The organism is Pseudomonas sp. PDM01 (assembly GCF_014852325.1).
Classification (GTDB): domain Bacteria; phylum Pseudomonadota; class Gammaproteobacteria; order Pseudomonadales; family Pseudomonadaceae; genus Aquipseudomonas; species Aquipseudomonas migulae.
The window spans coordinates 313,331-333,422 of record NZ_JACVBK010000002.1 but is presented as its reverse complement, the minus strand read 5'-3'; the positions used below and the strand labels follow the sequence as shown (position 1 = coordinate 333,422).

Sequence of the window (20,092 nt, the reverse complement as noted above, 5' to 3'; positions counted from 1 at the left end):
GAATCACTCCTTCGTCAGATCCACCAACGGCGTCTGCCGAACCTCGGTTTCCCGCCCGTCCTGAATGTCACTCACCCGCTTCAGCGCCTGGTCCACAGCGCCTTTGTCCGCCAACAAGCTGTAACTGATCTGAAACTGCTTGTGCTCCTTCGGCGCAATCGTCGGCACCAGCCCCAGCGGCCGCTGATAGCGCCGGTTATAGGAAAAGCTGGTCCCCGGCTCGAGACCGGTGACATAGCCCTGGCCTTGGGTATCGGTGTTTTTCCACAGCGAAAACACGGGCAGCGTTTTAGTGTTAAAGCCGACCGAAACGCCGAGGCTACCTGCCTTGTTATGCAACACCGTCAACGTGTCACCCTTGGCGTCGCCATACGGCACCACGTTGTAAACCGTTTCGTCGTAGTCCTTGGTCGGCGCACGGTAAGTCTGCCAGTCCGGCAGATCACCTTTGGCCTTGTCGTTGAACGGCGACACCTGTTTGACCGGTGCAACGAAACGCGCGCCCTGCTCCAGGAATGGCGTGCTGAAGTTACTGTGGTACAGCGCCTGATATTCCTTCGGATAGTCGCCGTTGTTGGTCAGGGTATCGTTGAGAACGAACGCTGCGCTGCCGGGCTCAGTGACCAGCTCGGTGCTCACCGAGAAGTCGACTTTCTTGAAGGCCTGTTCTTTGAGCTCGCCGCGCAGGCTGATGGCATACGGCGGTTTTTCGTCGATGTGCAGCGTGACTGTGCTGGCCGGAATGTTGGCAGCACGGCCATGCAGGGTCAGGAGTTCGCCGTTATCGACGCCGGGGTGGCCGACCCATTCGTAGCCGCAACGGGTGACCAGTTCATTGAAACCTTCGAGCCAGCCGAGTCCGCCGCGACCGTTGAGCTCAATGAAGGACGGATTGACCACGTCCTTGACCGGCGAATCCCAGCCCATGCGCACATTGCCGACCGATGCCTGCAAAACGTTCATCCCGCGAGTCGGCACCACCGAGAGTTTCATCGTGCCGTTATCGATGTCGACGATGCTGACGCCCTCCTGCCGACCGCCGTGCAAGTTACGAAGGGTCACGGAGAAGGGTTTGTCGGTTTTCACACCGAGTTGCTGGCTGGTGATCTGCCAGTTTTGAGCAGCCTTGTCGCTGTCGAGCAGGACGTAATCCCAAGCCATGGCGTGGGAGGCGGACAGAGCGCCAAAGGCAACGACGAATTTGAGCGGAGTCATGGGGAGGCCTTTCTTGGAGTTGTGCATTTTTTATAGCGCTGATGAAACGATTCAGCAAGCTTAAAAAGCTTACACCCAAGCCTTCCCAAGCCAATTTAAATTGACCCCATGCAACCTCCGCACGCTTACGCTAGTCTCATACGGTTTTGGACCTCCGGATGATTGACGGCGACATCATTATGACATTAAGGTCGCCAGCTAATTGCAGGAGCAAGAACAGACAACTTTGTCTGTCATTTTTGCGCAACAGAACATATGGAGTTTGAATGCGCGGGGCACTATTACGCAGCGGTAAGAGCGGGTCATTCACAGCCTTGGGCGAAACAGGTCAACCGGTATACCGGGCGGCCCTGCAATTGCGCGAAGCCATTCGCCGCAAGAACCCCGAAATGGTCGATCATCTGGCCATCCCTCAAAGCGATGAGCTCGGTAACCAGATCGATTGGTACAGCGGCCTCGACGGCGATGTGATCCCGTGGAGCAGTGCGACCGAAGAAGAACGCGTCCCTGCCCGCCGCCAACTTGAAGCGCTGAAAACCGCGCTCGAGGAATTGAGCCAGCGTTTCCTGGGCACTGAATCCGGCGAACAGCAGCAAGGCGACAAAGCCGTATTCGGCAAGCTGCTCAAGCGCGTGATTCATTTCCCCGATGAGAATTTCGTCTACCTGGTGCAAGGCAAGCCGGTGCTGACCTTTTGGGGTTTCGAGCATGCCGGTACCGGTAATCGCGATCCCCTGCACTGCCTCTATCAGGTTCCGCCCGCGTTTACGCTGCCCCCGGTGGTCGAAGCCGCGCCTGTCGTTGCGCCCGTCGTTGCGCCCGTCGTGCCGGTGGTTGCTCGTCCGTGGTGGCGTCGCTGGTGGTGGCTGTTGCTGCTGCCGTTCCTGCTACTGCTTTTGTGGCTGTTGCTTGGTCTGCGTGGTTGCGTGCCGATTCCGTTGGTGGCGGTAGACCTGCTGCCTGAGGGCATCGTGCCGGTGGAAAAACAGCTGGAAGAACCGCAACTGACCGGCAATGCCACGACGCTGAACGGCGTTCCGGTGACGGGCACCGTTGTAGGCTCTACCACTGGAACCGGCACCGGTACCGCCGTGACCGAAAACCAAGGAGTGGAAGCGCCGGCGGTCGAGGGCAACGAGGCAGATGCAGCGCCGGCCGACCTGGCCAAAGACCCAGCCAAAGACCCGGCAGCCGAATCGCCCGCCACCCCGCCCGAAAACAAAACCGCGCCGCCGGATATCACATCGCCCGAGGCCGAAAAATCCGCCGCCGCAAAACCCGGCCCTCCCCTGAGCATTCCACCGGACGCCGCCGACGGTGCCGCCAAGTTCCTCGACGGTCAGTTCCGCGCCGGCGCCGGTATTCAGGACCGCCGGACCGGCAAACCGCTGCGTCTGGAATACCAGCTCAAGGACGGTAAGGGCGAAGTCACCGTACACCAGGCCGACGGCACGAAATGCACCGGGCCGGTGAGCGCTACTATGAAGGGTGGCAGCTTGGCCATCGACAGTCAGGGCCAGGCCGTGTGTGGCGATGGCAGCACTTACGACATGCCCAAGGTCAACTGCCGCAAAGGGGCGACCACAGTCGCAGACTGCACCGGCGGTTACGGCAAAGAACAATTCCCCATGTCCATGCGGCACGTGGCCGAATAAAACGGAATAACCCGACATGTTGCCTGAAGTCACCCAATTCGAAGACACCGTCACGCTGGTCAGCGACACCGGCATCCAGTTCATGGATTTCGCCCTGCGCCTGGACCCTCGCAAAGAACCGGCGGGCGAGTTCGCGCCGATGATCAGCGGGTTGATCTGCCGCCTGTCATACAACGAAGAGAAAGACTTCTTTTTCTACGAGCCGGAGCCGGAAAAGGTCGAAAAAGCCAAACCTGCGTTCAGCGTTGACATGAAAAGCAGCCTCGAGCTGCTCGACGGTGTCTGGCTGCCGACCCCGTTTTTCCGCTTCATGCCGCCGCACCGCTTCGACGAAGGCCCGACCAACTGGTCGCGCATGCGCCTGGTCAAACTGGCGACGCCCGACATCGACGGCAACACCCACCGCCTGACGATGGCCTTCGACAGCCGCGTGATGCCCAAGCGTGACGGCACCGCTTACCTGGCGCCAAACGAAGAAGACATCAGTTCCGGCGTGTCCTTCAAACTGGCGACGAAGGCCAGCGAAACCCGCTGGTTCCTGGCCCAGCCGTGGGTCAACGAATGGCTGCTGGAAGTATTCAACGAGGGCAATGCCCACCGTTCGCGCGCAGAGCTGGACACCGACATCCGCGCCAACTATCACTTGGCGCACTACCTCAACTTGCTGAGCCTTCTGAGCAAGCCATCGGCGGCAGAGCAGTCGACTGCCCGGCCGAAAGTTGAAATCCCTGAATTGAAGGTGGTTGCCAACGACAGCAATGGCCTGGTCAAACCGATTCCGGTGGACCTGGTGCTGGACGTCGGCAACTCTCGCACCTGCGGCATTCTGATCGAGAACCACGGTCAGGCCGGTTCCGGGTTGAAACAGAACTACGTGCTGGAACTGCGCGACCTGATCACCCCCGAACACACTTACAACCTGCCATTCGAAAGCCGTGTGGAATTCGCCCAGGCGTATTTCGGCAAGGACCACTGCTCGGTCAAAAGCGGCCGGCATGATGCGTTCCAGTGGGCGACGATTGCCCGTGTCGGCAACGAGGCCAGTCGTCTGGCCAGCCGTCGTCGCGGCACCGAAGGCTCGACCGGGCTGTCCAGCCCGAAACGCTACCTGTGGGACGAAAACGCCTACGGCCACGGCTGGCGCTTCAACTGCTCGTACATCAAGACCGACAGCGAGCCGTACGCCACTGCCGCGCCGTTCTCGCACCTGATCAACGAAACCGGCGAAGCGCTTTACAGCCTCGAAGAAGATGATCGTCTGCCGGTGTTCATGCCGCGTTATTCGCGCAGCTCGCTGATGACGTTCATGCTCGCCGAGGTCCTGGCCCAGGCGCTGTCGCAAATCAACAGCCCGGCCCAGCGCTCGCGCCAGGGTCACACCCGTGTGCCGCGCCAGCTCAACAGCATCACCCTGACCGTGCCGCCGGGCATGCCGCAGGCCGAGCGCAGCATTCTCAACGAACGCATGCAGCAAGCCATCGGCCTGGTGTGGAAAAGCCTCGGCTGGCATGCCGGCGAGGAAGACCCGCATCAGGACCAGGCCGTCAGCCCGCGCACGCCGATCCCGAGCATCCGCGTCGAATGGGACGAAGCCTCCTGCGGCCAGTTGGTGTACCTGTACACCGAGGTCAACGAGAACTTCGCCGGGCACCCGGAAGAGTTTTTCGACACCCTCGCCCGGCCGGACAAAACCGACCGTGAACGCATCACCCTGGCGACCATCGACATCGGCGGTGGCACCACCGACCTGGTGATCACCGACTATCGCCTCGACCGCGCCGGCAACACCGGCAGCGGCAGCAACGTGCACATCGTGCCCGAGCAGCGTTTTCGCGATGGCTTCAAAGTGGCCGGCGACGACATTCTGCTGGACGTGATTCAGGACTTCGTCCTGCCGAGCTTCGAAAAAGCCTTGCAGATCTCAGGCGTCAAATCGCCTGTCTCGCTGATGTCGCGGCTGTGTGGCGATGAATCGGTCAGCGCCCAGGACATGATCCTGCGCCAGCAACTGAACCTGCAGGTTTTTGCCCCACTGGGCCTGGCGCTGCTCAAGGCCTACGAGCATTACGACCCGCAAGACCAGCAGGAAGTGAGCACCCAGACGTACCGCCAATTGCTGGGCGACAACGCAATCAGCCAGACCGTGCTCGATTACGTCAATGCCGCCGTGCGTCGTGATGTCGGCAGCCAAAGCGCCTTTGACCTCTACGATTCGTTGATCAGCTTCGACCTGCAAAAGCTCCATGCCGCATTCCTCAACGATCAGATCAACATCACCAAGATCCTCGGTGCGCTGTGTGAAGTGGTCGCGCATTACCCGTGCGACGTCCTGCTGCTGACCGGCCGCCCTTCGCGCCTGCCCGGCATTCAGGCGTTCATCCGCAAGGTGTTGCCGCTGCCACCGGGGCGCATCCTGGCGTTGCAGAACTACCGCACTGGCGGCTGGTACCCGTTCCACAAGAACGGCCTGATCGACGACCCGAAAAGCACCGCTTCGGTCGGCGCGATGCTGTGCCTGTTGTGCGCCAACCACAGTGTGCCGAACTTCTACTTCCGCGCTTCGGCACTCAAACCGTATTCGACGGTCAAAAACATCGGCGTTATCGACCTGAACAACGTGATCAAGGATGCCGACGTGCTGTACCGCGACATTCAGTCCGAAGACTACAAAATCAAGCTGCCGGAAATCGGCACGGGCGACGCCGCCGACACGCCTCAGCTGGAAATGCGCGGCGATCTGCGCCTCGGTTTCCGTCAGCTGGCCGCCGACCGCTGGGCCGCTTCGCCGCTGTACACCTTGCGCTTCACCAAGGCCGGTCGGGAGAAGTTCTCCCGTGCGATCGGTGAAAACGGCAGCGCGCCGCTGCTCAAGGTGCGCTTCGAGGTCAAACCGGCGGACAAGTACACACGCAAGCAGGATCTGGTCAGCGACCGCCTCTCGGTACGCAACATCGAATCCAACTGCAGCAACGTCAACTTCAACCCGCGCAGCGACCTCGAGCTGGAACTCAACACCATGCTCGACGCCGGCCTGAGCGAGACCAAGTACTGGCTCGACAGTGGAAGTGTGAAACGCAAATGAATGACCTGACCCCCGATCAACATCAGCTCTCTACCCGCTGGGCCGCTGTTTATGAAGGTGCCGGTCAGGCGCTGGAATGGATTGGCCAGACCCGTGTCAACGCGCCACGTCTGGACAGCGAAGCCGACAACCTGAACATCCGCCTGCATCGCGCCCGCAACCTGGCCCACAGCCTCGGTCGCGTGGCCTGCACGCCGATGACCATCGGCTTTTTCGGTTTGTCCCAGGCGGGCAAGTCCTACCTGATCTCGGCCCTCGCGGCCGGGCAGAACGGCAAACTGGAAACCGATTTCGGTGGCCAGCGCCTGGACTTCATCAAGCACATCAACCCGGTGGGTGGCGGCAAGGAAGCCACCGGCCTGGTGACGCGCTTCAGCCGGCGGGCCACACCGAGCCAGGACCCGGATTTCCCGGTGGAGCTGACGCTGTTCAAGGAAATCGAGCTGGCGAAGATTCTCGCCAACTCCTGGTTCAAGGATTTCGACCTTGAACGGATTTCCTACGAGATTGACGAAGAACGCATCCAGCGAGTCCTCAAGCCGTTCGAAGGTCGCGAGACCGGGCCGATGCAGCCGGGTGTCAGCGCCGACGATCTGGTGTCGCTGTGGGATTACCTGCGGGACAACTTCCGCAACTCGGTGAAAAAACTCGAGCACCTGTATTGGCCGAAAGCCTTGCAGCTCGCGCCGCGCCTGAATTTCCAGGAACGTGCCGAGCTGTTCGCCATTCTTTGGGGTGAGCAAAGCGAGCTGACGCGTGTGTATCAGCAACTGGCCGGCGCGCTGCACAAGCTGGGCCTGCCCGAGACCGTATTCGCGCCGTTGAAGGCCTTGGTGAGTTTCGAAAACGACACTTACAGCCAGCGCGACAGCATCATGAACGTCGACATCCTCGAGCGCTTCGGCAGCCCGCGGGACTTGCCGATCGACGTGCGGCCACGCATCGACGGTCGCCTGCAAAACAGCCAGGGCATTCCCGTTGCGCAACTGGCGGCACTCACGGCGGAAATGACGTTCGGCCTGATCGAAGCCCCGGCCGACGACATCGTCAACCAGGTCGATCTGCTCGACTTCCCCGGCTATCGCGGACGCAAGAAGCTGCACGAGATCGCCAACTCCAGCGACCCGGAATCCGCCACCAAGGACAACTCCGTCTCGCAGCTGATTCTGCGCGGCAAGGTCGCGTACCTGTTTGAGCGCTACACCGACAACCAGGAAATGAACGCGCTGGTGGTGTGCACCGGCTCGACCAAACAAAGCGACGTCAACGACGTTGGCCCGGTGCTGACGCGCTGGATCGAAAAAACCCAGGGCGCCGACGCGGCCGCTCGCAGCAAACGCGACACCGGTCTGATCTGGGCATTGACCATGCTCGACCTGCGCATCACCAACTCCCTGAGCCTGACGCCCGATCAGTACGACGAGAGCTGGAACGGCATGGTCAAGCTGACCATGCTGGAGCGCTTCGGCAGCCTGAGCTGGATGAACGACTGGGCCGGCACGCCGTTCCAGAACACCTTCCTGGTGCGTAAACCGCGTATGGACGCGGCGTTCATCGTCCAGGACGCCAGCGGCGCCGAAACCGGGATCAACGCCAGTTACCAGGAACGCGTCGATGCGCTGGGCGAAAGCTTTGCGAGCAACGCGCTGGTGTGCAAACACGTCAGCAATCCTGCCAACACCTGGAAAGAAATGCTGCGCAACGATGACGGTGGCATCAGTCACTTCAGCGGCAGTTTCAAGGGCGTGGCCAATATCGAATTCAAACTGCAGCGCATCCGCGAGCAGCTGGACGAATGCCTTGAAGGCCTGACCACGCATGGTCTGAGCACCTGGTATCACGCCGACGGTGACGGCGCCGCCGCTGCCAAGAAAGCCCAGGCGCAGATGATTCTGTCGACCCTGGGCCGTCGTCCGGCGGTGCTGGGCGAACTCATCGATCAACTCGACATGCCGAGCGAAGAGGTGCGCGACCTGTACCTCAGCGGCGTGTACGAAACCGATGACGAGCCAGCGGTCAGCGATGAGCCGGTCGCCCTGACACCGAGCCAGAGCCTGTACGGCAACGACGCCGGTTTCGATTTCGATTTCGGCGATGACGCCAGCCCCGACAGCACACCGGCCAGCAGCAAGCCCCACACGCCGGTCCCGGAACTGCAAAGCAACGAACACCGTTTTGCCAAAGCGGCCTTCAAGGCCTGGGTCGCGCACTTGCGCGAACTGACCACCCGGCAAAGCCTGCTCAACCTGCTGGGACTTGAAAAGGCCTTGCTCGAAGCGGTGGTCGACGAGCTGATCACTGCCGGTTATCGCCAGGATTTGCCGGGGCAACTGAGCCGCGCCGTCCTCAAGCGTGCCCAGAGCGGTGCGCGTCGCGATCAACTGGTTGAGCGCCAGGTACTGGAAGTACAACGCGTGCTGCGCGATTTCGTGTCCTGGTTCGGCTACCTCCAGAAACCCGTGAGCGAGCGCCCACCTAGCCGGACCGGTGCCAAAGCGCCCTTGTTCTCGTTCTATACCGACATCGGTCCGGGACAGGTGCCGGAGTTGCCGCCGCAACCGGCGAACCAGGCGCAACGGTATCTCGGCGACTGGCTTTCGGGCCTGGCCTGTATCACGCAGGACAACGCCGGCCATGGTGCCGGTCGCGAAATCACCCCTGAACAGAACGAACGGCTGGGCCAAGTGCTCACAGCCTTCGCAGCGAGATAAGCAATGCCAATTCGTGTCGACCTGCTCGCCTTAGAGCCCAATGTGCCTGGCCGGGCCTGCCTTACTGTGAAGAAATGGCAGGGTGGCGAAGAACAGCTGGAATTTTCCATTCAGCGTAACCAGGACGGTTTCTACCTCCAGGACCAACAGGCCTGGAGCAACAACCCGTTCTGGTTCAAGGTTTCGCGCTTCACTGTCGCCGCCAGTGGCGAAGCTCTTGAAGCCCAGGTCGGCCCGGAAGTGGTCGACCCGTTGCTGGAAGGCAGCGCCAACTCGCAATTCCAGATCGAACTGCGCGAGCAGAGCCTGGGGCATGCCGACAAAGGCGTGGTCCGGCCAGGCGTCGGGCTGTTGCCGTCCACGGCGGGTGGTCAGACGCGCTCGACGTATGGCGGCGCAGATTTGACCGCGCCAGCGCCAGCGGCACCCGAGATCCCGGAAATCCCGGAAATCCCGGAACTGCCGGAATTGATCTTGCCCACCGCCGAGCCAGAAATCGAACTGGAATCGGTGCCCAACGAACGCGAATACACGCCTGCTCCGCCACCGGTGAAGAAGAGCAACAAAGGCCTGCTCGGCCTCGCGCTTGTGCTGGTATTGCTGCTGGCAGCAGCGGCCGGGTTCTGGTTCTACAAACGCACGCCGGCGCCTGCCCCGACGGTCGCGGCCGCCGCACCGGCCGGTGCCGACGCACAAGCCTGCACGCTGGAAAGCATGAACAGTCTGCCCGAGCTGACCTTCGTCCAGACCTGCATCAAGGCGGCACCCGACAGCGCCAAGCTGCTGGAAATCATCAACGAAGCCAAGGCCGGCAAACACTGCGGTGTCGCCCAGCGCCTGTACGCCAACCGTGCCCAGGCCGGTGACGCGCTGATCGCCAACGCCTATGCCCGCGAATACGACCCGAAATACCTGAAGGCCAGCGAGTGCTTCCCGGTAGCGGATAACGCCACCGCGGCCTACTGGTACGAAACGATCCTCACCCAGGACCCGAACAACGCCGAAGCCAAGCAGCGTTTCGAGGAGTTGCAGAAGTGATGCGTTCACCCGTGAGTCGTTTCCTGCTGAGCAGCGCCGCGCTGTTGGCGCTGTGCATCAGCCCGTTGTCCCAGGCTGATGACAAACCGCTGATCCAGGCCGGTAAAAAGACCTTGTTCCAACGCGTGCTGACCACCCCGGGCTGCAAGATCAGCCCGACGGCGGGCGGTGCGGCAGGCGAGGCGCAACCGGTGTTCAGCCGTTTCTACGTGTACGAGCGCGCCCAGGCGGCGAACGCCGAATGGCTGAAAGTCGGCCCCGACAGTTATGGCAAAACCATTGGCTGGCTGCCTGCAAGCTGCACCACCGACTGGAAAATGCAGCTGACCCTGGCCTTCACCAACCCGGCCAACCGCGACCGGCTGCTGTTCTTCAAGGAACGCACCACGGTCGAAGGCATTCTCAATGCACCGGACCCGGTGAGCAAAGTCGCCCCGCTGCGCGCCACGTTGAAAAAGGGCAAGCAAGCACCCGGCGTGCTGGCCGAAGAACCTGAATACTTCGTCGACCTGCAAAAGCAGTTCTACCTGTTGCCCGTGCTCAGCGGCGAAGAAGTCATGACCGAAGCCGGTTTCCGCACGCGCCTGCTCAATGTCGCATCGGTCAGCAAGCCCGACGAAAAAGACCCCAAGGGCGGTGCTGCCAACAGCGCGGCCGGGGGCAAGGAAGCTGAGGACAAAGCGGCCAGCCAACTGAAGGAATTCAGCGCGGCAGTGGTGTTTGTCATCGACTCGACGATTTCGATGGACCCATACATCGACCGTACCCGCGAAGCGATCCGCAAGGTTTATCAGCAGATCGAATCGCAGAACCTCGGCAAGCAGGTCAAGTTCGGCATGGTGGCTTTCCGTTCCAATACCCAGGCGGTGCCGGGCCTCGAATACACCACCAAGATGTACGCCGACCCTACCAAGGTGAAAGACAGCGCCGACTTTTTCGCCAAGATCGCCGACCTCAAACAGGCCAAAGTGTCGAGCAGCAGCTTCGATGAGGATGCCTTTGCCGGCGTCATGGAGAGCATCGACAAGGTCGACTGGAGCCAATTCGGTGCGCGCTACGTGGTGTTGATCACCGACGCGGGCGCAATCGAAGGTGACGACAAACTGTCGAAAACCGGTTTGAGCGCTGCACAGGTGCGTATTGAGGCTGCCAACCCAGGCGTGGCGATTTACACCCTGCACTTGAAAACCCCGGCCGGGGTCAAGGATCACGCCAAGGCCGAGGCGCAGTACCAGAACCTGTCGACTTACCCAGGCACCAACACCTCGCTGTACTACCCGGTGAATGCAGGTGATGTGCAGGAGTTCGGGCGCAAGGTCGACGCACTGGCCACCGCGATCACTACACAGGTGAAAGCCGCCTACATGGGCGAAGACGCCATCGGCAGCGCGGCGAACGCCAAGCAGGACCCGGCCGAGAAGAAAATGCTCGAGGACGCCGCGCTGATCGGCCACGCCATGCAACTGGCCTATCTGGGCGAGAAGAACAACAGCAAGTCCCCGCCGGTGTTCAAGGCGTGGATCACCGACCGTGACCTGATCAAGCAGAACATCCCCACCACCGACGTGCGGGTGTTGCTGACCAAGTCACAGCTCAGCGACTTGAGCGACGTGATGAAGAAAATTCTCGACGCTGCCAACGAAGGCTTGATTTCGCCGACGGAAATGTTCGACCGCCTGCGCTCGGTGGCCGCGACCATGGGCGCCGATCCGAACCAGCTCAAGCAGAACAACAACGCCAAACTGGCGGACATGGGCGTGCTCGGCGAGTACATCGAAGACCTGCCGTACCAGAGCGAAGTGCTGAACCTGGATGAAGAGACCTGGAAGAGCTGGGACGGTCTGGCGCAGGAGAAATTCATCCGTACGCTCAACACCAAACTGCGGCACTACCAGCGTTACAACGCTGACGTCGACCGTTGGGTGGCGTTGGCCAAGGACAGCGATGCGCGGGACAACGTGTACCCGGTGCCTCTGGAAATGATGCCTTAACGAGACGCCCATGCTCGATATCAGGAACCTGCTGGTGCGCCGTGGTGAAGGCGCGCTGGCCCATCACGTGCGCCTGCCGCACTTGCAGATCGGCGGCGGGGAAATCCTCGCCATCACCGGCGAGAGCGGCAGCGGCAAAAGCACATTGCTTGAGGCCATCGGCCTGCTGCTGGCACCGGTCGAGCTTGAGCGCTTTCGCCTGGGCGCAACGCAGGATCAGGACATCGCCCGATTGCTGGCCACGGATGATCAACCGGCTTTGGCGGCGGTACGTTCGCGGCATCTGGGGTTCATTTTGCAAAGTGGCGGCCTGCTGCCGTTTCTGAGCGTGCGCGACAACATCAGCCTGCCGCGCCGTTTGCTCGGCATGTCGGCACACAGCGCGCACATCGACCACGCGGTTGAGGTATTGCGTCTGCAAGGACTGCTGGATAAAAAGCCGCAGGCACTGTCGATCGGCGAACGCCAGCGCGTGGCCTGCGTTCGCGCCATTGCCCATGAACCGCTGCTGCTGTTGGCGGACGAACCGACCGCCGCGCTCGACCCGCACAGCGCCCGGCGCCTGTTTGAATTGCTGCTGAGCCTGGTGTCGAGCATGGGCCTGAGTGCGCTCGTGGTATCCCATGACTGGGCCTTGTTGAAGGATTTCGGCTTGCCGCGACTCGGCGCTATCAGCCGCCAGGGAGAGACTCTGTTTGAACCGATGGACTGACCGACTGCGCCTGCTGGGCACCCTGGCCCTGCAAGACCTGTGGCACGACCGCAAGGTGTCGCTGTGCATCGCCGCGTCATTGGTGGCGGTGATCGCGCCGTTGCTGTTGCTGTTCGGCCTCAAGCACGGGGTGGTCAGCCAGTTGCAGGACGAACTGCTGCGCGACCCGCGCAACCTTGAAGTGAAGATGCTCAGCAACGGCAACTACGACAGTGCCTGGATCGAGCGTCTGCGCCAGCGTCCCGAGACCGGTTTTGCCCTCGGCCAGACCCGTTCGCTCAACACCCAGGCGGATTTGCTGATCGGCATGCAACGCTTCGTCGAAGGCGCGGAAATCATCGCCACCGAACCCGGCGACCCGCAACTGAACCTGCCGGAACTCAACCCCACCGGCGATCAAGTGATCCTCAGTGCCCGCGCCGCGCAACGCTTGCAGGCCAAGGTCGGCGATCGCGTGCAACTGCGCGTGCTGCGCCGTCTGGAAGGCGTGAATGAGCGCGGCGAGATGTCGCTGAGCGTGCTGGCGATTCTCGATGGTGCCCGTTTCGGCCGCGCCGCCGGGTTTGTCGCCCCGCCGTTGCTGCTGGACCTGGAGCGCTTTCGCGATGGCTATCAGGTCAGTGCGTTCGGCATCACCACCGGCAAGCCTCTGGGTGATCTGCAACCGCTGTATGCCCGCGCTCGCGTGTATGCACACGACATCGATCAAGTGGCGCCGCTGGAGCGCTGGCTCAACGAACAACACATCGAAACGTCGAGCCGACTGGCCGACATCGACAACGTCAAAGCCATCAACCATGTGCTGGGGCTGATCTTCGGTGTTATTGCCCTGGCGGCATTGATTGGCTGTGTGGCGTCGATGGTCGGCGCGTTCCTGGCCAACATCGACCGCAAGCGCAAAAGCCTCGCGGTCCTGCGCCTGCTGGGGTTCAAGCGCACGGCGGTCGCCGGTTTCGTGGTCGTGCAAGCGCTGTTGCTGAGCCTGGCCGGCTACCTCGGCGGATTGGGTTTTTACGCTGTCGGCAGTCATCTGTTCGACTACTTGCTCGGCAGCAGCCAGGCCACCGGCACCTTTGTCTGCCACATCACACTCTGGCATGGCCTCGCCGCCCTGCTTCTGACCTTTCTGGTCGCTACACTGGTGGCCGTGATCGGCGCCGTGCGCGCCATCAGCATCCAACCTGCGGAGAGTCTGCGTGAGCTATAAACGTTTTGGCTTGCTGTTGCCCCTGAGCCTGGGCTACTTGCTCGACGCTTCGGCGGCGGGCTGGGAAGAGAAGTATTACAACCCGATGCCCGAAGCCAGCGACGTCGTTTTGCCGATGCCGTGCGAAGGCTCGATGGTGTTTCGCAAGGTGTTCATTCCGGTCACCGGCCCGCTCGACGACTACCCGATCAACATCGGTCAGGACGGCGCGGAATACGGCTATGTCGAACAGACTCGACCGACGTTTATCGCCGGCAGTTTCACCGGCGCCAAGAACGACAAATCCCGCTACTACCTGATGGCCAAGTACGAGATGAGTCAGTTGCAGTACGCCGCCCTGACCGATGAAACCTGCCCCACCGCAGCAACCAAGATGCGCCTGCCGCAAGTGGCCGTGAGCTGGGTGCAAGCCGTCGAAGCGGCTGACAAGTACAACCTGTGGCTGCGCAAGAACGCCGCCGGCAAGCTGCCGAAAGAAGACGGCGCCTTGGGCTTCCTGCGTTTGCCGACGGAAGTCGAGTGGGAGTTCGCCGCGCGCGGTGGCCTGGAAGTCGGTGCGGCGGAATTCCGCGATACACGCTACCCGATGCCCGACGGCATCAACGCTTACGAGTGGTTCGCCGGGGCGCAATCGTCTAACGGCAAACTGCAGTTGTCCGGCCTGCAAAAGCCCAATCCGCTGGGCCTTCACGACATGCTCGGCAACGTTGACGAAATGATGTTCGAGCCGTTTCGCCTGAACAAACTCGACCGCCAGCATGGCCAGGCCGGTGGCTACGTCGTGCGCGGCGGCAATTACCTGACCGCCCAGGCCGACCTGCGCACCGCGTTGCGCAAGGAAGAGCCGTACTACAACGCCGAAGGCCAGGTAAAAAACAAGACCACCGGCCTGCGCCTGGTATTGGTCTCGCCGACCCTGACCTCTCGCGAACGCGTGGCCAGTATCGAAAACAGCTGGAAGAAACTCGGCACCGGCAGCAAGGAAACCGAATCCGCCGACAAAGGCACGGTTCAGTCGCTGAATACGCTGGCCTCGGGCGTTGAAGACAAAGCGCTCAAGGAAAAGCTCCAGGCCCTGGAAAACCAGCTGCGCGCCAGCAACCAGCAGCAGGAAGAAACCCGCGACCAGGCGATTCGCGCCAGCCTCAATCTCGGTGCGTTCCTGTGCACCAAGATGCTCGACGACGGCCAGTACGTGGATTTCCTGCAGAAAAACTACAAGCTCAATTGCGAAGCCGCCGAAAAAGACGCCAGTTGCGACATGCGCAAGGGCAAGCTCGACGAGCAGAAGGATCGCCTGCACAAACTCAGCCGTTACTACGCCAGCAGCCTGGTGGAGTCGGCGACGTTGTACGGTCAGCCGCTGCTCGAGGCACAGGTTCCGGTGATGGAAGAAATCATTACTCGCAACAAACAGCTTCAGGACCTCAAACCCTACTTGCGCACGCACTGGGCGAATCAGAAGACCTTCCTGCAAAAACAGAAGATCGACACTGACGCCTGGCTGACCAGCTGCAAGACCGTCACTCAATAACAACACGTCAACACCGTCATCGAGGAGTTTCACCATGTCGCGCAGCCTTTGGACTCGCTTCAAACTACAGATCGCATTCGTCGTTGCCGGCAGCCTGTTGCTGACTGGTTGCGCCAACACCGGCAGTTCGATGCTCGGCGGCAGCGACGGCGCAGACCCGCGCCTGACCCAGGGCAATGACGCGGAGTTCTTCAGCAAGTCCGGTTACCAGGCCTGCGCCGTCGGCGCCGGTGTCGGCATCCTCGGTTGCGCGCTGTCCAACAGCAGCAACAAGGCGGTCTGCGCCATCGCCGCCGGTATTACCGCGTGTGGCGTGGCCATGGGCGCGAACTATTATCTGGATCAACGTCGCAGCGAATACGCCGACACCTCCACCCGTCTGGCGAAGATGAACAGCGAAGTCGAGCAAGACACGCGCAATGTGATTGCCCGCACCGAGACCGCTCAGCAAGTGATCAAGGATGACCAGGCGCGTATCGCCAAGATCAAACAGGACATCGCCAGCAAAAAGGTCGACAAGACCAAAGCCCAGACGCAAATCGCCGAGATCGACAACAACATCGCAATCTTGCGCAAAGACCTCAGCAACATGCGCAAAAAAGTCACCGAGTACAGCAAAGTGGCCGATGCCGAACGCGCCCAAGGCTCCAGCGCCGAGATGAAGCAGGTGGATGTAAGCATTCTGAAAATGAACGAGAAAGTCGCTGCCTTGCAGAAGGAAGTCGACGGTCTCTACAGCCAGCGCTCCGCAATCACTCTGGGTTAAGCACATGACGTTACGACAACTGGCGGTCCTGACCGCCGTCCTCGCCTTGAGCGGTTGCGCGACCCAGCCGGGCGAATGCGATGCGACCAATCGCGACAGCAGCATGCTGACCAAGATGAACTGCGACTACTCTGGTGGTTACAGCGATCAGGTCAAACAAAAGGAACAGGCCCTGGCCGAGTCCCGCCAGCAAAACGCGATGTTCCGTCAGGTGTACGAGAACATTCAGGCCCAGCAGCTCAGCACCAAAACCGATTTGGCCAGCCAGCAGAAATCCCAGGCTGAACTGAACCAGTCGCTGGGCAAGTTGCTGACCTCACTGAAGGCGCGCCATGGCAATGAAAGCCAGGTGCAAAAGCAGATCGCCGGGCTCGAACAGCAGCTCAAGGACTCGCAGACTGCACCGGTGGCCAAGCCTTCAAAGGCGGCCCTGGCCGCCAAGCAGGAACAACTGAAGGCGCTGCAGAAAAAGGTCAATCAACTGCAATTCAGCCTCGGTTACGAAGAGTAACTTTTCACCCGCAGGCCTCCCGCCGGAGGCCTGCAGCCTTTTCAGGAATCGACGTCATGCAGCGGGTCATCAGGGATGCGCAAGCCACACCAGAGGGGATGAGTGCGCTGCAAGCCAAAGTCGCCCTCATCCAGAAACACTTTCCGCCGACCGTCTCCAGCCTCTTCGCCATCCCGCGAATGGGCAGCGGCGAGGTGCTGGAATGGTGGACCGAACTGGGTGGCCAACCCACGCCCTATGCCGACCTCAACGAGGACGCTCAACGGCGATTGCTGGAAACCTATGAAGTGCGTCAGACGTCCCTTGGACAGTTGGCGGACGAACTGCAAAAACGCGGTCAGCCCACGGAAGCGGATGACCTGCGCAGCCTGCTCGGCGCTCCCGAGCTGGACAAACTCTACAGCCTCAACGGTGAGCCGTTGGTGGTGCGCTGGAACCAGCGCCCGCCAAAACCGGTGGTGCCGCCAGTGGTGCCGCTGGCTCCGGTGGCCGCCGTGGCGCCTTCGCGCCGTGGATGGTGGATCGCCGCGGCATTGCTGGCGCTGCTGTTGTTGCTCCTGGCGCTCTGGGCTTACTGGTGGTTTATGCACCGGGAAAAAGTTGTCCCGGTCGAACCGGTCGCCCCGGTGGTGACACCGATCGAGAAACCGGTTGAGCCTGTCCCCGAGCCGGTAGTGGAGCCGGAGCCTGTAGTGGAACCAAAACCGGAACCCGTACCGGTTCCAGAGCCAGAACCAGTGCCCGCCCCCAAACCGGTCCCGCCGCCAAAACCTGTGGTGGCCGCCCCGCCGCCACCACCGCCGCCGCCGCCGCCGGCACCGACGCTGGACAACTTCGCGTGCCGCAAAAAAGCGCCAAACGCAGAGATCCCGCAGTTCGTGGTGGTGCTCGATACCTCGGGTTCGATGGATTTGAACATCAAGTCCGTAAAAGCCGATGAGGACTGGTTCTTCGGCAACGAGCTCAACAAGTACCTGGACGCGAACCGCACCATGCAGATCTTCGCCAAACCCAGCCGCATGGACGTCGCCAAGGACTCGCTGGCCGGCATGATCAACGGGCTTGACCCGAAGATCGACACGCGCCTCATTACCTTCGCCGGCTGCGAACGCACACCGGACCAGGGCGTGTTCAAGTTTGGCGACCGGCCACGGCTGATCAACGGGATTCGAGGGCTGGTTCCCAATGACGGTACACCGCTGGCCGACAGCCTGGCTTACGCGGCAAGCACCGTTGACGGGCGTAATAACGATGCCGTGATCGTGATGTTCGTCGACGGTGAGGACGGTTGCCAGAAAGACGCTTGCGCGGTGTCTCGCCAAATCGCCAGGGAACAACCACGCCTGCGGGTCAACGTGGTGAAAATCGGTGCCGGTGGCCCGTCACGCTGCATTGCTGAAAACACCGGTGGCCGGGTTTACAACAGCACCAACGCGGCAGAACTGGCCAAGCAGTTGAAACTCGCAACCAAGGAAGTGTCGAGCAACGCCAAGTGTGATTGATTGGCAGATCTGAATATTGCGGTGTAGCCTTCGCGGGCAAGCCTCGCTCCTACAGGTTCGGTGTCGTTCACTTAATTGCGATCGACTCAAACCCTGTAGGAGCGAGGCTTGCCCGCGAAGGCGATTTCAGAGGCGACTCAACGAAACCGGTCAACCTCTTGGCGCAATTCCGCCGCCAGGCTCTCCAGCTCTTTGGCGGTCACCGCCAGGTTCGACACCACTTCCCGCTGCTCGCTGTTCGCCAGCGCAATGCTTTGCAGGTTGCTGCTGAGCAGCGTCGCGGTGCTGCTCTGTTCCTGGGTCGCGGTGGTGATCGCGGCGAACTGCTCACCGGCGGAACGGCTTTGCTCATCGATCCGCGCCAGTGCCGAGGCGACGTTGGCGTTACGCGACAAGCCTTCCTGCATCAAGACTTTGCCCTGTTCCATGGTGCTGATGGCATTGCCGGTTTCCTGCTGGATGCTCTGAATCATCCCGGAAATTTCGTCGGTGGCCTGGCGAGTGCGTGAAGCCAGGTTGCGCACCTCATCGGCCACCACCGCAAAACCACGGCCCTGCTCACCGGCACGCGCCGCTTCGATGGCCGCGTTGAGCGCCAGCAAGTTGGTTTGCTCGGCAATCGAGGTGATCACCCCGACAATGCCACCGATTTCCTGAGAACGCTGGCCCAAGGTGTTGATCACCGTGGCAGTGCTGTTCAGCGCGCCAGCGATTTGCTCCAGGGACGAGGACGCTTCACCCATCGATGTACGACCGATCTGGGTTTGCTGTGCGTTTTCCTGCGCCAGACGCTGAGTGCTGCCCATGTTGTCGGCAATGTTCAACGAGGTGGCGCTGAATTCTTCCACGGCGCCGGCCATGCTGGTGATTTCGCCGGACTGCTGCTCCATGCCTTCATAGGCACCGCCAGACAAACCGGACAAGGCCTGGGCACGGCTGTTGACCTCTTGCGAGGCCCGGCGGATGTGCTCGACCATCGTCGACAACGCCTGGCTCATCTGGTTGAAGGCACGGGCCAGCTGACCGATCTCGTCGTTGCTCGACACGTCCAGACGCACGCTCAGGTCGCCGGCCCCCAGGGCTTCGGCCTGACGCACCAGATCACCCAGCGGCGCGAGTTTGCTGCGCAGCAGCCAGACTGCCGAGCCGACCGCGATCAACATCGCCAGCAGGCTGCCAATCGCCAGTTGAATGCCGACACTCCAGGTCACCGCGCTGATTTCGTCTTGCGGCATGCTCGCCACGACCGACCACGGGCCGTCCTGGAACGGCACGGAAACACTGTAGAAGTCTTCGGACGTGTCGCTCCAGAAACCGCCCTCGCTCGGGGTTTTCGCCAGGGCGGTGATGGCTGGAACGGCTTTATCCAGCGCTTCCACGCCGGCGATCGGTACCAGCCATTTGTTCTGCTCGTCGAGCAACGCCAGGGAACCGGTCTTGCCGATGCGGAATCGCTTGAGGTTTTCGAACTGGGCTTTCTGCGCGTCGGTGTAGTCGAAACCGACATACAGCACCGCAATGACCTTGCCGCCGCTGTCGCGTACCGGGGTGTACTGCGACATGTAGTAGCGTTCAAAAAGCAAAGACCGTCCGACGAAACTTTGCCCCGCCATCAAACGGGCGTAAGCCGGGTTCGCATGATCGAGAACAGTGCCAATGGCACGACTGCCATCCTGTTTGGTGACGTTGGTACTGACCCGAATGAAGTCCTCGCCGCTGCGCACGAACACCGTGGCCACGCCGGCGGTCATCTGCTTGAACTCGTCCACTTCCTTGAAGTTGTTATTGAGCACTTCGCCGCCCAGTTGCAGGCCCGGAGTCTGGGTGCCCGCCACGTTCACCGGCGCATCCGGGTGCACGCTCAGCCCGCCACTGAAACGCTTTTCGAACAACCCCGCAAGGCGCAGGGTACTTTCACGCAATGTGCCGTGAAACGTACTCAACTGGTCGGCCAGCAACCGCGCCTCACTGGCCAGGTGCTCTTCGCGGGTGGCGAGGTTGGCCGTGTCCAGTGAACGCAGGGCAAACAGGGTACTGCCGCTGATGACAATCGCCAGGATAATGGCGAGCGCAAGGCCAAGCTGTGAAGCGATCCGGGCACGAGGTTGAGACATGACAGCTCCTGGCCGAGCGATCTGATCCTCCTTGATCGGCTACTCAGCAAAATT

The 20,092-nt window shown here is 61.3% G+C and carries 13 protein-coding genes; 11 read left to right on the top strand and 2 right to left on the bottom strand.

Going from position 1 to position 20,092, the window contains the following annotated elements; genetic code table 11:
* Positions 1 to 3 precede the first annotated feature (3 nt).
* On the bottom strand, positions 4 to 1,215 hold the full coding sequence (locus IB246_RS06040) for an aldose 1-epimerase family protein (RefSeq protein WP_008037953.1): 1,212 nt from the start codon (positions 1,213 to 1,215) through the stop codon (positions 4 to 6).
* Between the two features lie 266 nt (positions 1,216 to 1,481).
* Between IB246_RS06040 and IB246_RS06035 the strand changes: the two genes are divergently transcribed.
* From IB246_RS06035 to IB246_RS05985, 11 genes are read left to right on the top strand one after another with little or no spacing between them, the layout of a single operon-like run.
* A complete protein-coding gene (locus IB246_RS06035) occupies positions 1,482 to 2,870 on the top strand; it encodes an SrfA family protein (protein WP_008037955.1) in 1,389 nt (462 codons plus the stop codon).
* Positions 2,871 to 2,886: 16 nt separating this feature from the next.
* Positions 2,887 to 5,952 (top strand): virulence factor SrfB, encoded by a 3,066-nt coding sequence (locus tag IB246_RS06030; protein ID WP_008037957.1) that lies wholly within the window; start codon positions 2,887 to 2,889, stop codon positions 5,950 to 5,952.
* The gene (locus IB246_RS06025; RefSeq protein WP_008037959.1) at positions 5,949 to 8,663 is read left to right on the top strand and encodes a putative virulence factor; all 2,715 of its coding nucleotides are present in this window, start codon (positions 5,949 to 5,951) and stop codon (positions 8,661 to 8,663) included. Before IB246_RS06030 ends, IB246_RS06025 begins: the two co-directional genes overlap by 4 nt.
* Before the next feature lie 3 nt (positions 8,664 to 8,666).
* The gene (locus tag IB246_RS06020) at positions 8,667 to 9,701 is read left to right on the top strand and encodes a hypothetical protein (RefSeq protein ID WP_008037961.1); all 1,035 of its coding nucleotides are present in this window, start codon (positions 8,667 to 8,669) and stop codon (positions 9,699 to 9,701) included.
* Positions 9,701 to 11,692, top strand: coding sequence for a vWA domain-containing protein (locus IB246_RS06015; protein WP_008037963.1), 1,992 nt, complete (start codon positions 9,701 to 9,703; stop codon positions 11,690 to 11,692). The genes IB246_RS06020 and IB246_RS06015 overlap by 1 nt, the downstream gene beginning before the upstream one ends.
* 10 nt (positions 11,693 to 11,702) lie before the next feature.
* Complete coding sequence (locus IB246_RS06010) at positions 11,703 to 12,404, top strand: ABC transporter ATP-binding protein (protein ID WP_008030527.1); 702 nt, start codon at positions 11,703 to 11,705, stop codon at positions 12,402 to 12,404.
* The gene (locus IB246_RS06005; protein ID WP_008030528.1) at positions 12,388 to 13,611 is read left to right on the top strand and encodes an ABC transporter permease; all 1,224 of its coding nucleotides are present in this window, start codon (positions 12,388 to 12,390) and stop codon (positions 13,609 to 13,611) included. The genes IB246_RS06010 and IB246_RS06005 overlap by 17 nt, the downstream gene beginning before the upstream one ends.
* The gene (locus IB246_RS06000) at positions 13,601 to 15,145 is read left to right on the top strand and encodes an SUMF1/EgtB/PvdO family nonheme iron enzyme (RefSeq protein ID WP_008037965.1); all 1,545 of its coding nucleotides are present in this window, start codon (positions 13,601 to 13,603) and stop codon (positions 15,143 to 15,145) included. Before IB246_RS06005 ends, IB246_RS06000 begins: the two co-directional genes overlap by 11 nt.
* Positions 15,146 to 15,179: 34 nt before the next feature.
* A complete protein-coding gene (locus IB246_RS05995; RefSeq protein ID WP_008037967.1) occupies positions 15,180 to 15,911 on the top strand; it encodes a hypothetical protein in 732 nt (243 codons plus the stop codon).
* Positions 15,912 to 15,915: 4 nt separating this feature from the next.
* Positions 15,916 to 16,422, top strand: a complete 507-nt coding sequence (locus IB246_RS05990; protein ID WP_008030533.1) for a hypothetical protein — start codon at positions 15,916 to 15,918, stop codon at positions 16,420 to 16,422.
* 56 nt (positions 16,423 to 16,478) lie between these two features.
* Positions 16,479 to 17,924: a vWA domain-containing protein gene (locus IB246_RS05985; protein ID WP_008037985.1), complete on the top strand. Its 1,446-nt coding sequence runs from the start codon at positions 16,479 to 16,481 to the stop codon at positions 17,922 to 17,924.
* Positions 17,925 to 18,061: 137 nt separating this feature from the next.
* On the opposite strand, the gene IB246_RS05980 is transcribed toward IB246_RS05985, so the two are convergent.
* Complete coding sequence (locus tag IB246_RS05980; RefSeq protein ID WP_008030537.1) at positions 18,062 to 20,038, bottom strand: methyl-accepting chemotaxis protein; 1,977 nt, start codon at positions 20,036 to 20,038, stop codon at positions 18,062 to 18,064.
* Positions 20,039 to 20,092 lie beyond the last annotated feature (54 nt).

Coding starts and splice junctions, on each gene's coding strand:
- IB246_RS06040 (WP_008037953.1), bottom strand. CDS start 1,215: ATGACTCCGCTCAAATTCGTCGTTGCCTTTGGCGCTCTGTCCGCCTCC.
- IB246_RS06035 (WP_008037955.1), top strand. CDS start 1,482: ATGCGCGGGGCACTATTACGCAGCGGTAAGAGCGGGTCATTCACAGCC.
- IB246_RS06030 (WP_008037957.1), top strand. CDS start 2,887: ATGTTGCCTGAAGTCACCCAATTCGAAGACACCGTCACGCTGGTCAGC.
- IB246_RS06025 (WP_008037959.1), top strand. CDS start 5,949: ATGAATGACCTGACCCCCGATCAACATCAGCTCTCTACCCGCTGGGCC.
- IB246_RS06020 (WP_008037961.1), top strand. CDS start 8,667: ATGCCAATTCGTGTCGACCTGCTCGCCTTAGAGCCCAATGTGCCTGGC.
- IB246_RS06015 (WP_008037963.1), top strand. CDS start 9,701: ATGCGTTCACCCGTGAGTCGTTTCCTGCTGAGCAGCGCCGCGCTGTTG.
- IB246_RS06010 (WP_008030527.1), top strand. CDS start 11,703: ATGCTCGATATCAGGAACCTGCTGGTGCGCCGTGGTGAAGGCGCGCTG.
- IB246_RS05995 (WP_008037967.1), top strand. CDS start 15,180: ATGTCGCGCAGCCTTTGGACTCGCTTCAAACTACAGATCGCATTCGTC.
- IB246_RS05990 (WP_008030533.1), top strand. CDS start 15,916: ATGACGTTACGACAACTGGCGGTCCTGACCGCCGTCCTCGCCTTGAGC.
- IB246_RS05985 (WP_008037985.1), top strand. CDS start 16,479: ATGCAGCGGGTCATCAGGGATGCGCAAGCCACACCAGAGGGGATGAGT.
- IB246_RS05980 (WP_008030537.1), bottom strand. CDS start 20,038: ATGTCTCAACCTCGTGCCCGGATCGCTTCACAGCTTGGCCTTGCGCTC.